At 47.3% G+C, this 15,338-nt stretch carries 14 protein-coding genes and 1 other annotated feature; of the genes, 12 read left to right on the top strand and 2 right to left on the bottom strand.

Going from position 1 to position 15,338, the window contains the following annotated elements; translation table 11 throughout:
* Window positions 1-14: 14 nt before the first annotated feature.
* The 6 genes from nadD (at window position 15) to leuS (ending at window position 6,118) form a co-directional block, all read left to right on the top strand.
* The gene (gene nadD / locus ACQQ6X_RS06935; protein ID WP_305164717.1) at window positions 15-605 is read left to right on the top strand and encodes a nicotinate-nucleotide adenylyltransferase; all 591 of its coding nucleotides are present in this window, start codon (window positions 15-17) and stop codon (window positions 603-605) included.
* Window positions 589-1,185 (top strand): bis(5'-nucleosyl)-tetraphosphatase (symmetrical) YqeK, encoded by a 597-nt coding sequence (gene yqeK, locus ACQQ6X_RS06930; RefSeq protein WP_305164716.1) that lies wholly within the window; start codon window positions 589-591, stop codon window positions 1,183-1,185. Before nadD ends, yqeK begins: the two co-directional genes overlap by 17 nt.
* Window positions 1,182-1,529 carry a ribosome silencing factor gene (rsfS, locus tag ACQQ6X_RS06925; protein ID WP_149033735.1) on the top strand — a complete coding sequence of 116 codons (348 nt, stop codon included), beginning with the start codon at window positions 1,182-1,184 and terminating at the stop codon, window positions 1,527-1,529. The genes yqeK and rsfS overlap by 4 nt, the downstream gene beginning before the upstream one ends.
* Window positions 1,526-2,434 carry a CvfB family protein gene (locus tag ACQQ6X_RS06920; RefSeq protein WP_305164715.1) on the top strand — a complete coding sequence of 303 codons (909 nt, stop codon included), beginning with the start codon at window positions 1,526-1,528 and terminating at the stop codon, window positions 2,432-2,434. The genes rsfS and ACQQ6X_RS06920 overlap by 4 nt, the downstream gene beginning before the upstream one ends.
* 3 nt (window positions 2,435-2,437) lie before the next feature.
* Complete coding sequence (locus ACQQ6X_RS06915) at window positions 2,438-3,211, top strand: class I SAM-dependent DNA methyltransferase (RefSeq protein ID WP_305164714.1); 774 nt, start codon at window positions 2,438-2,440, stop codon at window positions 3,209-3,211.
* 148 nt (window positions 3,212-3,359) lie between these two features.
* Window positions 3,360-3,617: a binding site (T-box leader), on the top strand.
* Window positions 3,618-3,679: 62 nt separating this feature from the next.
* Window positions 3,680-6,118 carry a leucine--tRNA ligase gene (gene leuS, locus ACQQ6X_RS06910; protein WP_305164713.1) on the top strand — a complete coding sequence of 813 codons (2,439 nt, stop codon included), beginning with the start codon at window positions 3,680-3,682 and terminating at the stop codon, window positions 6,116-6,118.
* Here leuS and comER read toward each other — a convergent pair.
* Entirely contained in the window at window positions 6,099-6,944 is an 846-nt protein-coding gene (gene comER / locus ACQQ6X_RS06905) for a late competence protein ComER (RefSeq protein WP_305164712.1), read from the bottom strand. The two genes, leuS and comER, sit on opposite strands and share 20 nt — an antisense overlap.
* Before the next feature lie 287 nt (window positions 6,945-7,231).
* Here comER and ACQQ6X_RS06900 point away from each other — a divergent pair, with 287 nt between their 5' ends.
* The 6 genes from ACQQ6X_RS06900 to holA all read left to right on the top strand — a co-directional run bounded on the left by ACQQ6X_RS06900 (window position 7,232) and on the right by holA (window position 14,842).
* On the top strand, window positions 7,232-7,882 hold the full coding sequence (locus ACQQ6X_RS06900) for a ComEA family DNA-binding protein (protein ID WP_305164711.1): 651 nt from the start codon (window positions 7,232-7,234) through the stop codon (window positions 7,880-7,882).
* An 81-nt stretch (window positions 7,883-7,963) separates the two neighbouring features.
* Entirely contained in the window at window positions 7,964-8,482 is a 519-nt protein-coding gene (locus tag ACQQ6X_RS06895; RefSeq protein WP_305164710.1) for a deoxycytidylate deaminase, read from the top strand.
* Window positions 8,483-8,685: 203 nt separating this feature from the next.
* Window positions 8,686-11,298, top strand: a complete 2,613-nt coding sequence (locus tag ACQQ6X_RS06890) for a ComEC/Rec2 family competence protein (RefSeq protein WP_305164709.1) — start codon at window positions 8,686-8,688, stop codon at window positions 11,296-11,298.
* A 293-nt stretch (window positions 11,299-11,591) separates the two neighbouring features.
* Complete coding sequence (locus ACQQ6X_RS06885) at window positions 11,592-12,140, top strand: RNA polymerase sigma factor (protein ID WP_063210057.1); 549 nt, start codon at window positions 11,592-11,594, stop codon at window positions 12,138-12,140.
* Window positions 12,137-13,597 carry a zf-HC2 domain-containing protein gene (locus ACQQ6X_RS06880; RefSeq protein WP_305164708.1) on the top strand — a complete coding sequence of 487 codons (1,461 nt, stop codon included), beginning with the start codon at window positions 12,137-12,139 and terminating at the stop codon, window positions 13,595-13,597. The genes ACQQ6X_RS06885 and ACQQ6X_RS06880 overlap by 4 nt, the downstream gene beginning before the upstream one ends.
* Window positions 13,598-13,810: 213 nt before the next feature.
* On the top strand, window positions 13,811-14,842 hold the full coding sequence (gene holA, locus ACQQ6X_RS06875) for a DNA polymerase III subunit delta (RefSeq protein ID WP_305164707.1): 1,032 nt from the start codon (window positions 13,811-13,813) through the stop codon (window positions 14,840-14,842).
* Window positions 14,843-14,925: 83 nt separating this feature from the next.
* On the opposite strand, the gene rpsT is transcribed toward holA, so the two are convergent.
* Window positions 14,926-15,198, bottom strand: a complete 273-nt coding sequence (rpsT, locus tag ACQQ6X_RS06870; RefSeq protein WP_014282531.1) for a 30S ribosomal protein S20 — start codon at window positions 15,196-15,198, stop codon at window positions 14,926-14,928.
* Window positions 15,199-15,338: the final 140 nt, after the last annotated feature.

The raw sequence follows: 15,338 nt of genomic DNA, 5'->3' as shown, positions 1-15,338 counted from the left end.
GCGGGGAGAAAATTATGAAAATCGGTATTATGGGTGGTACATTTGATCCGATTCATATCGGACATCTGCTGGCTGGGGAAGCGGCAAGAGATGCCTATGGGCTGGATCAGGTATGGTTTATGCCTTCTCATATTCCTCCGCACAAGCATCAAGCGGGGGCAAGCGGCAAGGAGCGTTTGGAGATGACGAGTGAAGCGGTAGCGGGTCATCCTGCTTTTGAAGTGCTGGATATTGAGGTGCTTCGCGGGGGGGTATCCTATACCATTGACACGATCAAGAAGCTCCAGGAGCTGCATCCTGCTGTAGATTTTTATTTTATCATTGGTGCGGATATGGTGAACTACTTGCCTCATTGGCAGGGAATTGAGGAATTGGCGCAGCGGATTCGTTTTATTGGAGTTCGGCGACCGGGGTTCCAGCTTGCGCTGGATGAGTTGCCACCTTATTTGCAGGACAAGGTTCTACTGGCGGATATGCCAGTGGTGGACATTTCTTCGACGGATATCCGGGAACGTGCCGCAGAAGGGCGTACCATTCGTTATCTTGTGCCTGATCGTGTACATGACTATATTACAAGGGGCGGTTTGTATGAAGTACAGCCGTGAGCAGCTAATGGAAGCCGTTTCTGGTCAGATGCCTGAAAAACGCTGGAAACATACACTGGGTGTGATGCATACCTCTGTGGAGCTTGCGAAGCGCTATGGGGCAGATCCGGATAAGGCAGAACTGGCGGCTATTTTGCATGATGTAGCGAAATATTGGCCTGTTCAACAGATGGAGGAAGTGATTCGTAACTATCCTGAATGTGATCAGGAGCTATTGAAGCATGACAAGCAGCTCTGGCATTCGGAGGTAGGGTACTGTGTTGCAGCAAGAGATTACGGAGTAGATGACCCGGAAATAAGGAATGCGATCCGCTGGCATACATCAGGGCGCGTTGGTATGAGCCTGCTGGACAAAGTCGTGTGTCTGGCTGATTACATCGAACCGGGGCGGGATTTCCCCGGGGTTGAGCATATCCGTAAACAGGCAAAGAAAAGTTTAGAGCACGGCCTTATTGCTGGATTTGATTCTACCATTTCATTGTTGCTGGAGAAGCAAAAGGTTATTTTTCCGCTGACGGTCTTGTCGCGTAATGACTTGATTCGACAGCTAAAACAGAAAAAAACGGAGGTTCATGAATGACCCTAACGAATGAGAAATTAATGCAAACGGTGGTTGAGGCCGCTAATGATAAAAAGGCAATGAATGTTGTCGCACTGGATTTGCGCGGAGTATCGCTGGTAGCGGATTATTTTGTAATTTGCCACGGTAATTCGGACACACAAGTACAGGCAATTGTAACTGAAATTCGCAAACGCGCTCATGACGAAGGTGTAACCGTCAAAGGAATTGAAGGGATGGATTCCGCTCGTTGGGTTCTAATGGATCTGGGGGACGTCGTAGTGCATGTCTTCCATCGTGACGAACGCGAATATTATAACATTGAACGACTCTGGTCGGATGCTAAGGTTGTGGAGAAAGTATGAGTTTGATCGCTGGTACTTATGTCACCATTATGGTGGATCGTGAGGTATCTCCTTTCGGCTACTTTCTTACCGTCGGTGAGCAGGATGTGCTGCTGCACTATACGGAGCTGACTCGTGAAATCGAGGTGGGCGAACGGTTAGAGGTATTTATCTTCCACGATACAGAGGACCGTTTGGCTGCAACTATGAAAAAACCGTTCTTGTCTCTGGGTGAAATGGCCAAGCTTGAGGTGGCTGACGTGCATCCGCGTTTGGGCTGTTTCCTGGAGATGGGATTGGGTCGTCAACTTTTGTTGCCGATTCGTGAGTTGCCTGAAAACCGGGATCTGCATCCTCGTGTGGGTGACTATGTGTACGCTATAATGGAGCATGACAAACAAGGCAGATTGCGAGCCAAGCTGGCAGGGGAGCAGGAACTGGCTCCATTGTGCTTCCATGCTCCTAGTTCATGGCTCAATACGTGGGTGCAGGCGACGGTATACAAGCCGCTTCAGATGGGCACATTCGTCCTGGTGGACGGTGGTGTGCTTGGTTTTGGTGCAATAGGGATGATTCATTCCTCGGAACGTAACCGTATGCTTCGCTTGGGCGAGGAGGTTAAGGTCCGGGTCACGCTTGTTCGCGAAGATGGCCGGGTCAATCTGGCAATGTCGCCACGCAAGGAAGTAGGCCGTAATGAGGATGCGGATCGGTTGATTGCCTTTTTGAAGGAACGTCCAGGTGGGGGCATGCCATATTCTGATGCAACGCCGCCGGATATTATCAAGCAACGGTTTGGTATCAGTAAATCCGCCTTCAAGCGTGCGATGGGCAAGTTGATGAAGGATGGACTGGTTACACAGAAGGAAAACTGGACTTATCTCGTGGAGAAAATGCCTAAACCGAAGGACGGGAATGGGGAATAGAAGATGGCGTCTTACCGTAAGTTTGCTTATGTGTACGATGAGCTCATGCAGGACATGCCGTATCCCGACTGGTTGCGCTTTGCACGGCAGGCTTGGGACCAATACGGTATGCCACATACAATCGCCGAGCTGGGCTGCGGAACGGGCTCAATTACGATTCCATTGGTTAACTCAGGCTTCGAGGTAGCTGGCATCGATTTATCCTCTGACATGCTGGCAGTAGCCCGTCGCAAAATGGAAAACTCTCCTCAGGGACAGCGCTTGTTTCGTGAGGGAAGCGTTCGCTGGATACAACAGGATATGCGGGAGTGGATTTTACCGGAGCCCGTGGATTCTGTCATTTCTTTTTGCGATTGCCTGAATTATTTACTTGAGGAAGAAGATATCATTTCTACTTTTCGCAGAACGTATGCTGGTCTGAAGCCAGGTGGAACCTTTCTGTTTGATGTGCACCATCCCCAGACATTTTTGCGTTATGATGAAGAACAACCATTCGTATTGGATGAACGCTCCATCTCGTATATTTGGACATGTGCGTTGGACACTCCCCGTTGTGAAATTGAACATCATCTCAGTATTTTTGCGAAAGCAGAACAAGAAGGTCGCGATCTGTATCAGCGTTTTGAGGAAATTCATGTACAGCGGGCTTACGATCCAGACTGGATGAAGGAAGAATTGTCCAAAGCGGGTTTTCGCGATGTAAAGGTATATGCGGATTTTGAATGGGTAGAAGCAGAAGATGACGCGGCGAGACTGTTTTATGTCGCTGTAAAATAGCTAGGATTCAATGAGTCTAATATAAAAAGAAAGACGCTTTTTCATGATGAATATGAAGGGCGTCTTTTTGCATTTATATATTCACTTTACAGTGCCTTATTTGACTTTTTTCGTGGTTTTCAATATAATAGTGCCATTATTAACGGTTAAACAATCGCTGATGAGGAATAGTAGTTTTGTCTGGACATGTAGAGAGCCGGCGGGTGGTGCAAGCCGGTTGACAGTGCAAAGCGAACTCGCCTCGGAGATATGCGCCCAACGCAGGAAAGCACTATATAGGTGTCGGCATCCTGTTATTAACACGCATCGGATCACCTCCGTTATCAGGTGCAAAGGGAGTAGAACGCGAAGAACGCTTTCTGCTAACTAGGGTGGTACCACGGGAATATAACCTCTCGTCCCTAGCGCTGACACGCTACGGGATGCAGAGGTTTTTTTGTTGCATACCGTTTGAGGAGGAAAAAGACAATGACAGACACACAGCCGAAGCACGGCTATCAACCGCAAAGTATTGAACCAAAATGGCAGAAATATTGGGATGAGAACAAGACGTTCCGCACTGGGGAAGAGCCGGGCAAACCGAAGTTTTATGCTTTGGATATGTTTCCGTACCCGTCTGGAGCTGGTCTGCATGTAGGCCACCCGGAGGGATACACAGCTACAGATATTGTTTCACGTTATAAAAGAATGCGCGGCTACAACGTGCTGCATCCGATGGGTTGGGACGCCTTCGGTCTGCCTGCCGAGCAGCATGCGCTGGATACAGGTGAGCACCCGCGCGAAATTACGGTGAAGAACGTAAACAACTTCCGGCGTCAAATCAAATCACTCGGCTTTTCATATGACTGGGACCGTGAAATTAGCACCACTGATCCTGATTATTACAAGTGGACACAGTGGATTTTCATCCAGCTGTACAAGCGCGGTCTCGCTTATGTAGCTGAAGTGCCTGTAAACTGGTGTCCAGCACTGGGAACAGTACTGGCGAATGAAGAAGTAATTGACGGTAAGAGTGAGCGTGGCGGTCATCCGGTTATCCGCAAACCAATGCGTCAATGGATGCTGAAAATTACGGAATACGCGGATCGTCTGCTTGACGATCTGGAGGAACTGGACTGGTCCGAGAGTATTAAAGATATGCAGCGGAACTGGATTGGTAAGTCTACCGGGGCAGAGGTTCATTTCCCAATTGAAGGCTATGACGAGCAACTCACTGTATTTACAACTCGTCCAGATACATTGTTCGGCGCAAGCTACTGTGTGCTGGCTCCAGAGCAGGAATTGGTCGATATGATTACTACACCTGAGCAAAAGGACGCTGTGCAACAGTATCGTGAACAAGCTGCTCGTAAAAGCGATCTGGAGCGTACGGATCTGGCCAAAGATAAAACAGGCGTATTTACAGGAGCTTACGCAGTGAATCCGGTGAATGGTGAAAAGCTGCCAATCTGGATTGCGGACTATGTACTGGCAGGCTACGGAACAGGTGCAATCATGGCTGTACCGGGGCATGATACACGTGACTGGGAATTTGCCAAAAAGTTCGGATTGAAAATCACTGAGGTCGTTCAAGGTGGAGATGTGGACAAAGAGCCATACACTGAGGATGGCCCGCATGTCAATTCAGGTCTGCTGAATGGGCTTACTAATGAGGAAGCTATTCCGAAAATGATCGAATGGCTCGAAGCTGAGGGTAAGGGACAAGGAAAAGTAACCTACCGTCTGCGTGACTGGCTGTTCAGCCGCCAACGCTATTGGGGCGAGCCGATTCCAGTAATTCATCTGGAAGATGGAACGATCAAAACAGTGCCTGAGGATCAACTGCCGCTTGTACTGCCAGAGATGGAGAATATCAAGCCTTCTGGTACGGGTGAATCCCCGCTGGCGAATGCGACAGATTGGGTAGAAACCGTTGATCCTGAGACAGGTATGAAAGCACGTCGCGAGACAAATACGATGCCGCAATGGGCAGGAAGCTGCTGGTACTACCTGCGCTTTATTGATCCGAAAAATGATAAAGAGCTTGTATCCAAAGAGAAACAGCGCGAATGGATGCCTGTTGATTTGTATATTGGCGGAGCAGAACATGCGGTTCTTCACTTGCTGTATGCCCGTTTCTGGCACAAGGTGCTGTATGATATCGGCGTAGTGGAAACGAAAGAGCCTTTTTATAAGCTAGTCAACCAGGGAATGATCTTGGGCAACAACAATGAAAAAATGAGTAAATCACGCGGTAATGTCATCAATCCTGACGATATTGTAAATACGTTTGGCGCCGATACGCTGCGTATTTATGAGATGTTTATGGGACCGCTGGAAGCAACCAAGCCATGGAATGAAAATGGGGTTGAGGGAGCGCATCGTTTTCTGTCCCGTGTATGGCGCCTGTTTGTTTCCGAGGATGGTAGCCTGAACGAAAAAATTAAAAATGACGGCGGTAGTGACGAGTTCAAACGGACTTGGCATAAAACGCTGAAAAAGGTAACCGAGGACCTGGATGCATTGCGTTTCAATACAGCGATCAGCCAGCTGATGATCTTTACCAATGACGCATACAAAGCAGACCTTCTGCCGCGTGCAGCGATGGAAAACTTCGTGCAAATGCTGTCGCCGCTTGCACCGCATCTGGCCGAGGAACTGTGGCAGCTGCTGGGACACAACGAAAGCATTACCTACGCGGCTTGGCCTGCTTATGATGAAGCATGGACGGTGGACACTGAAGTGGAAATTGTCATTCAGATGAATGGTAAAATTGTACAGCGTGCAACGATTGCCAAAGATCTTGATGCCAAAGCGATGGAAGCATTTGCATTGTCGCTGGACAGCATTCAGGAGGCGCTGGCTGGTAAAACAGTTCGCAAGGTAATTGCTGTTCCAGGTAAGCTGGTTAATATTGTTGCCGGTTAATTGGCTTTAAACCGAAGGAGACATCTATCTTTTGCATGTCCTCTTCATATTTGTTGTGCGTGGCTCGTATTAGCTCAGGGAAGACACTATGCAGGCTGATGTCCAACAATGCGAGAGCTTCGGCGGTTATACCTCCGGGAACCGCTACTCTTGCTTGTAACTCGGTTGGTGTCATCCCGCCTTCAGTGAGCAGCTTTCCAGTGCCGATAATCATCTCACCAGCCAAAGCGCATAGTTCTGTACGGTCTATACCCGTAGCTTGAACTGCGGCTTGAATCCACTGGTCCATAAAAAAGGCCAAGAAAGCAGGACCGCAGCTCGAAAAATCCGATGTGATCCGTGTATGAGACTCTTTAACCTGAATCGGCCTGCTGATGTGGGACATAAGCTCTTCCAGAAGGGAGCGATCCTCCTCTGTAATCCGGCTTCCATGGATGCATAGTGAGGCTCCGCTTCCGACCTGGTGAGTGATACTCGGAATAATTTTGGACACTTTGGCCTTCAGTGCATGCTCCAAAATACGGATCTGCACTGGACTTGTGATAGACACGACAATGTGCTCTTCTGTAATGACGTTGCGTATTTCATCCGTTACGGTTTTTGATTCCAGCGGCTTCACGCAGATAAACAGGATATCGCTTTCCGCTGCCGTCTCACGGTTGCTTTGGGCTGCATGCAAACCTGGATAACGAAGGGCTAGCTCGGCTACCTTGGAATACGTTCGGTTGCTTGCTAATATTTGCTGTGGTTTGAGTGCATTCGAATGAATAAAAGATTCAATTAGCAGACTTCCCATGCTGCCAGTCCCGATAAATCCCACTTTCATTGTTCAACGTCCTCCTTTCATACTTTGCGGTATAGACGCTGTGCTGTCATTCTTCTTAGTGTATGCACTTGGTCTTGGCCAACATGACCCATTTTATGTGTGAGCATGGTAGACCGTGCCCGGGACCATACCATTCTTTGTATAAATACTCACAGCGATACCGTATGGAGGTGCTTGCAACCTCCGGTTTGACGGGAATTGGGCAGATTTCCTCTGTTTGATTGGGGCGGTACTTTCAGTCGGCTCAAATTCCCAAAATCCATGTGGAGTAGGGGAAGATACGAAAAATGAAACGCGTATGGACAGGAACAGCAATAACGCTTGCTGTAATCGGAAGTGGACTTATTTTGTTTGTCGGAGGGCAGCGCACTGAGCCCCAAGAAGAGTGGAGCTTGCTTAACCATAAGGTGGAGCAGACATTGGTGATGGAGTCGGAGCCAATGGAATCGCAGCGCAGCAAAGATTATGCCCAAGGAAGGCATGTTGTAAAAGAGTCTTCTGACCAAGCTGAGCGCAGTGGGGATGTCGAAGCTGATGACAATGTGAAGCGCGATACTAAGCAGCGTTCTACTGGTGTATCTGCTACTGTTAGAAGTGAAAACTCTACGGCGGGAAATTCAAGTGCTGTAGAGCAGTCGGATATTGCTGATTCAAGATCAGACACAGCTGTTGCCAGTTCAAATGCTGCAACGACGAGTAGGACAAGTATGGTGAATGATTCGGTTATTCCATCCGTTTCCGGTGAAAAAAAGGTAAACATTAACACGGCGACTGCTGCCGAGTTAATGGAGCTACCGGGGGTTGGGGCTAAAAAGGCCGAGGCTATTTTGAACTATCGTAATCAGCATGGCCTGTTTAAACGTGTGAACGATTTGGATCATGTAAAAGGAATCGGAGCTAAGATGTTAGCGAAAATGAAGCCGTATGTCAGCTTGTAACTTATAAGTTTATGGTAGGCTTTGAGAGTGGCTATAACGGATATGTTTTACGTTTAACTTGTTTATTCGGGAGAGATGGTAATGAGTGCAGATGTACGTAAGGACTGGGACACCTATTTCATGGATATTGCCTATATGGTATCTACCCGTTCACGCTGCGCGCGGCGTCATGTTGGGGCCGTGCTTGTACAAGGTAAAAAGCTGTTAGGGACGGCCTATAATGGCGCTCCATCCGGGGTGCCTGACTGTTCTGAGGCAGGCTGTATGATCTCGGAGGAATATGAGGTCGTTCATCGTGACGGACGGGAAGAGATGGTTAAAAAGCAGCGTTGTATTCGCACTATTCATGCGGAGCAGAACCTATTGCTGTTTACTGACCGGATCGACCGTGAAGGCTCCTCAGTATATGTCACTGACCAGCCTTGCTGGACGTGTGCCAATATGTTGGCGAACAGTGGCATTGTGGAGATTGTATATCACCGACCTTATCTAAAAGATGCCGATAAGGTTCGTGCTATGATGGAGGAAAAGGGAATCGCCTTTCGCATGCTGAAGACTTATCATCCACCACAGGAAACGCTAATGGATGTGAAGGATTAAATAATAAACGAGGAAGAACCTCTGACAATGCTGTTGTCAGGGGTTCTTTTTTTGTTTTGTGTTCTGGACAGAAAGCAATGTTTTTACTAATGGAAGGTGATTGTATTCAAGCCCAACGTGTATTTACTAGGCCTATATTAAGCCTCACTGTTTGTTGGATTATAGGAAGTGCGGGAGCCTGTCTGTATTCAGGACGTATGCTTTTGTTGCTGTGGACGGGGGTTAGCCTGGTTTTTCCACTTATAGCTCTATTAATGAAAATTCCCATTCGACAAATGGTATTGTTATGGATTGCTTTAAGCGGTGGTGGATTTTATTGGTTTTGGCATGATACGCATAATGTAAGCAGTATTCCTGATGCTCTTCATGTATCATCTTCTGTCATAGAGGACATGCCTTTACAAGCAGCAGGGTTTATTGCTTCAGAAGTTGAGATTGATGGGGATCGTGCACAGTTTGTGATGAGAGTTACTTCAATCCATCACGTTGGAAGTCATTCGAATAAGGTTGAAAACCATATTTCTGAACAAGTCATTGTTCATATCAAATTGGCCGCGAAGCAGGAACAGCAACTTGCGGCGGCATGGCAGCGTGGGGATGCAATCCTGCTGCACGGCAGCTTAAAGGCACCAGCGAAAGCGGGGAACTTTGGTAGCTTTGATTACAGTGAATATCTGCACACGCAGGAAATTCACTGGCTTTTCAAGGGGGCTGGAGCCACCTCATTACAGAGGCAGGAGGCTCCACTGTGGAACCGCTACACATTATTCAGATGGAATGATCAGCTTAGAGAACAGCTGGGTCAAAAAATGGAGGATGCTTTTACATCATTTCATCATGCAGGATATATGAAAGGTCTGGTACTTGGGGTTACAGATGAACTGGACCCAGCAACGTATAACGAATTTACGCAGCTTGGTTTAACGCATATATTGGCGATATCAGGTATGCATGTAGCGGTATATGCGGCCACGTTATTATATTTACTCAAGTTGTTACGAGTTAGCCGCGAGACCTCCCTTACGATTGTAATGGTACTCATTCCAGCTTATGTTCTGCTGACAGGTGCTTCTCCCTCAGTTGTACGAGCAGGCATTATGGCGATGATCGGCTTGTTTGCAGCCCGACGAGGGTTGCTTAAAGATGGACTTAATATTTTAAGTATATCTGCGTTGCTTATGCTGCTATGGAATCCATACTACATGCTTAGCGTCAGCTTTCAACTTTCCTTTCTGGTGACAGGTGGGTTGCTCATTTATATGCCGCTTATGAAGCCGTTTTTTACCAAATGGCCCCTTCTGATCGGTGGTGAAGTTGCGATTACCATCACGGCACAGCTCGTTTCGTTTCCAATGACGGTATTCTACTTTAATCAATTTTCGCTATTATCATTTGCGGCAAATTTTGTACTTGTCCCCCTCATTACATATATCGTGCTTCCACTGGGTACGGTGGCAATGGGAATGGCCTTTTTGTGGGGGGCTGGAGGTCGTATCCTTGCGTGGCCGGCAGAGAAATTGAACGATCTAACGTTTTCGCTTGTGAAATGGCTGAATGCGGATGATGCTTATGTGAGCATTTGGCCGTCTTCTTCTATTCTGTGGGTCATGGCGTATTACGCAGTTCTGTACAGTGTTCTATACTGGCTCAAAACGTGGTTGACATCCCGAAGACAAACGGACGACATTTCCCTCGTAAGCTCTAACCCTACAACATCACTCGTGCATACAGGACTAGCGGCTTCCGCCGAGTGGGCTGCGGTTTTGCAGACAGCTCATGAACCTGAGGGCGCAGGGAAATTTGCGCATCAACAGTGGAATGGATATCGTTATATGACACTGGCTTTAAGTGGTATTGTTTGGTTAGGAATACTATGTATAGGATACCAATCTCCGGGTGAAAGAGACACAGGAGTTGTTCAATATCTGGATGTGGGCCAAGGTGATAGCATTTTAATTACAACTCCGGGCGGGAAGCATATTTTGGTGGATGGCGGGGGGACAATGGACTTTGCAACAGGGAAAAACGCTTGGCGTAAGCGCACAGATCCCTACGAGGTAGGTGCGGATACAATTGTCCCTTTGCTAAAGCAACGCGGGGTTCATCGGCTGGACGCCGTCATTTTGACGCATGGAGATCATGATCATGCTGGAGGACTACAAGCTGTACTTGACCAAATTCCCGTATCCACTTTGTTTTTTAACGGTACTCTAACAGACAAAGCCCCATTCCGGAAGTTGTTGAACACAGCTTTGGACAAGCGAATCAAGCTGTATGGTGCACATCATAGCATGGAGTGGGAACCAGATCCGGAAACAAAAATTCGCTTTCTCTATCCAATTAAGTTGGAAGAGAACGAATCTGCACAGTTGCCTGTTATAAAAGAACAAAATCATTATTCCGTTGCCATGATTTTAGAGATGGAGGGGGCTTCATTTTTGTTCACAGGAGATATGGATGACGCTGCAGAGTCGCTATTGCTTTCTGAATTAACCCATTCCTCATCCGGGGTGAAAGCTCAGGAAACAACAGGAGCTGCAAGGAAAACTATAGATGTTATGAAAGTAGCACATCACGGCAGCAAGTATTCCACCTCGGAAGAGTGGTTGTCCTACTGGCAGCCGAAAGTAGCCGTCATTTCAGTTGGTGCAGGCAATACTTATGGACATCCGAATAAAGCGGTATTGGAACGTTTGGCGGAAGTTGAGTCTGCCATATATCGAACAGACGCCATGGGGGAGGTACAAATTCGTGCGCAGCAAGGAAAGTTGAGTGTGCGGTATCAACGCAAACGTGAACAAAGAGATACAAAATAATTTTTGTATTATTTTTTGCCTTGGGTGTCAAGTCACTTGGAATTTCAAATCTAGGTTTCATAGGCTTTATTTTGAAAACTGGCTACCTGCTGCTAGATATCAGAAGATACGGGACTGAGGGAAGGTGACTACCTTCCCTTTTTCTGTTATTCTAAGGGAGGATACAATGGGGATTCTGGGCATTTTGTTATAATTTTTTTGTTGAAAAAAATAAAATTAGCGTCAGACGTATATTCTGCAACAATTTGTAAACAGGATACGTCTGTAATATTGCAGGGAGAGGGGGATCCTTTGTGGTAGAGCAGGGACTCATTCGAGCCGCTCAATCGGGCGATCGCGACGCTCTCATTACCCTATTAAGAGAGATAGAACAACATGTGTACCGTACGGCATATTACATTCTAAATAATGAGCAGGACGCCATGGATGCTTCACAAGAAGCCCTCATACGGATATATTCCAAAATTAATTCTTATGAGGAAAAAGCGCAGTTTAAAACCTGGGTCCAACGCATTGTAACGAACATATGCATCGACAAATTCAGAAGAACAAAGCCATCGGTTTCCATTGACGAGCATGACATGGTATTTAACGACCCCCAAAATGTGGAGGTTGAGGTGTTAACCTCTTACATGGCACAGGATGTTCGCGAGGCTATACAACGGCTTCCGGAACACCACCGGACGGTAATTGTCCTGAGATATTTGCAGGATTTCTCTTACAACGAGATTGCCGATTCTCTGGATTTGCCGCTAAATACGGTCAAGTCATACTTGTATCGTGCAAGACAGCAATTGCAAGGGCTACTTCAGGAATATCAGAAAGGTGGTGTATCAGGATGAAGTGTGGAGAAGAGGTGATGGATTGGATGCAGCGTTATGTGGATCATGAACTGGGCGATGAAGAGACATCCCAATTAATGAACCATATTGCGACTTGCCCGGACTGTGCGGAAAAATTTCATATTCTTCAGACACTCTCTCGCGAGCTGGAGGAATTGCCTGCGGTTTCCCCAGCGTTCAGCCTGGTGGATTCCATCATGCCTCAGCTTGATGCCATTGACCGCGCACGTGAAGAGCAGGGAAGCGCGCTTCAGGAAATGCAGCCTGTGGCTGTTGATCCTGCGCTTGGAACGGAGCCTAGACAACGTACTCGGCCTGTGCCTTGGTGGAACCGGGTGGGAGGCCGTGCGGCCATGGGCGTGGCTGCCGCTGCCGTTGTACTGGGGATTGTAGTATTCAACTTCGAGCCTAAAACAGTACAGGATGCGGAAGGCATACTTACATCCCAATCACCCGAGGTAACGAGCCAACAGAACCAGACGGAAATTCCAGGAACAACCAATGGGAGTGGAGGGCCTGATGCAGCTATTGGATCGGATTCGACCAATCAACCGTCTGAACAGGGACAAGGAACGGACCCGTCTCAGACACCTGCGGACAAAGAACCTGACTTGGGCAAACAGGGAGCAAACAGTGCAGACGAAAACAATCCTTCCAAACAGGATGCTGGGAAGTCTGATGATCAGCAAGCTGGCGAGGAACCTTCAACAAAGTCTGCACCAACTAGACATCCTTCCCGTCAGGATGTGAAACAGGGACAACCAAATGCCGATCGTCAGGTGGCAAAGGAAAAATCGCCTGCAGATGCTCCTAAATCTGATGATCAACAGTTGAATCAGAAGAAATCTGATCAAGCCACGATTGCTCCTGATGAACAGTTGGAACCAAAAATGGAAAAGGCGCCTCTAGCGGGTACAGATACCGCTCAGGACGATAATAGCGATAATACAAGTACAAATGACACATCTTCGTCGCTTAGTCAGGAATTGAAGGTACAGAGTCGAATTGCTTCAAATGAAACATCGAAAGACACGACATCCAAAAGTGCTACCAAGGATGCAGGGAACTCCTTAGGAGCGGATAGCAGCAATACAGCTTCTAACGATCAGCAATCATCCGTGTCACAAGACTCGGTTCGCAGAGAAGGCCTTGTATCCAATTCGCTGGTCTCTCCAGACAGCAATAATGCTTCCACCTATGGTGCTCAGTCCACATCTACAGATCAGCTCAACTCGCCAGATGGTAGCTATGCGGTGGCTATTGAGGGTAAAAAGCTGAAAGTATATAAGCTCTCCGATAACGGTGTAGACCGAACAACGCTGGAAGTCCGAACTCTGAAGGGTGCCTGGGTCAAAGGGAGCTGGTCAGATGACAGCCAGACCTTTATGTATGAAACAGAGCAGGATGGGACTGCTAGTAAATATACGTACACCGTCCCGCGCAGCACTGGAAAATAGTTTCCGTAAGTTGGCACACTTTTAGAAACAGAGAATAAACTATATGAACCGACGTCGTATCCCGACGGCCGAAAGTTTCTAGAGCTTTCTGCTGCCGTGTTGATATAGATGGTGGTGAAGGGATTCTGCCTAAGGGCGGGGTCCCTTTGTTTGTGCCTTGACTTGCCTTCTGGTCGGATGTCAGGTACGATCAGTGGGTGGGGGGAACGGAAAATGGATGTAAAAACGGCCTCTAAGGCTATTCGCAAAGGCGATATCTCGCCAGTGTATCTGCTATACGGTAATGAAAAATATCAAATGAAGCAGTTTGTTGAGATGTTAAAAGAGAAGGTGGTGGAGGAGGAACATCGTGACTTCGCCATTATTTCTTATGATTTAACCGAGACGCCAATTGAGGTGGTTGTGGAGGACGCGGAAACAGCGCCTTTTCTGGTGCCGAAGAAGCTGATTATTGTACGGGATACCAGTGTATTTGCAGCAGGCAAAGATAACAACAAAATAGAGCACCGTCTTGAGACGCTGTTGACTTATATGGATAACCCGACTGACTATAGTGTCATCGTTTTTACGGTTCAGGCTGAAAAGTTGGACGAACGGAAAAAGATTGTCAAGAAACTGAAAAGTGATGCTTCCGTTATTGCTTTTGCCCCTATGGGTGGAGATGATCTTGTGGCTTGGGTCCATAAGCGTGCAGCAGAGAGAGAAGTGCAATTGGCAGCAGGGGCGGCTGAGAGACTCATACAATTCACGGGTACTGGGCTTCAATCCTTGGCTGCCGAGATCGATAAGCTTTGCTTGTACGCAGGAGCACAGGGAACGATCTCGTCCGCTGACATTGAGTCCCTTGTGCCTCGTAATACAGAGCAGAACGTATTTGCGATGGTTGAGGATCTGGCTAATTTGCGGTTGGATAAGGCGCTTAGTATTTTTTATGAGTTACTTAAGCAAAAAGAGGAACCAATCAAGATCGCAGCTTTGATCACCCGACAGTTTCGCATTATGTTGCAGGTCAAAGAGCTGGCAGGTCAAAGCTATTCACAGCAACAAATTGCGAGTCAGCTCAGCTTGCATCCTTATGGGGTGAAAGTAGCAGGGGAGCAAGCACAACGTTTCCGTCCTGAGCAACTGCGCCAGCTTCTCTATGAGCTGGGCGAGCTAGACTATCATATGAAGACAGGTGTCGTTGACAAGGTATTGGGGCTGGAACTGTTTTTGATGAAAATGGGAGCGGGTGCTTCAATCTAATCCCATAAAGTTATAAACTAAAAAATCCTGATCAGCCAAGGCTGGTCAGGATTTTTTCATTAACGTATAAAAGTAGCTCTTGCTTACGCTTGAGCTGTAAGAGCGTTAAGTTTTTTCGCCAAGCGGGATTTCTTGCGAGCAGCTGCATTTTTGTGGATCAAACCTTTAGTTACAGCTTTGTCCAGCTTTTGGGAAGCCACTTTGAAAGCAGCAGCAGCAGTTTCAGCTTCGTTATTTACCAACGCTGTATCGGCAGCTTTTACTGCTGTACGAAGCGCAGATTTTTGGGAAGCGTTCAACGCACGGCGTTTGTCGCTAGTTTTAACGCGTTTGATAGCGGATTTGATGTTTGGCATTACATTCACCTCCTGTAAAGGCATTACTTATGAACACAAACGTTTCACAACTTAAAATATTTTAGCATGCCGTACCTCAAATTGCAATAAGAAAACATTCTGAGACGATGCAAATTACAGGATGAAAATGGATGTGCATA

Origin of the sequence: Paenibacillus ottowii (assembly GCF_050516475.1) — a bacterium.
Lineage (GTDB): Bacteria > Bacillota > Bacilli > Paenibacillales > Paenibacillaceae > Paenibacillus > Paenibacillus ottowii.
Note: the sequence above shows the minus strand (reverse complement) of the source record. Positions and strands in the feature narration are given on the sequence as shown.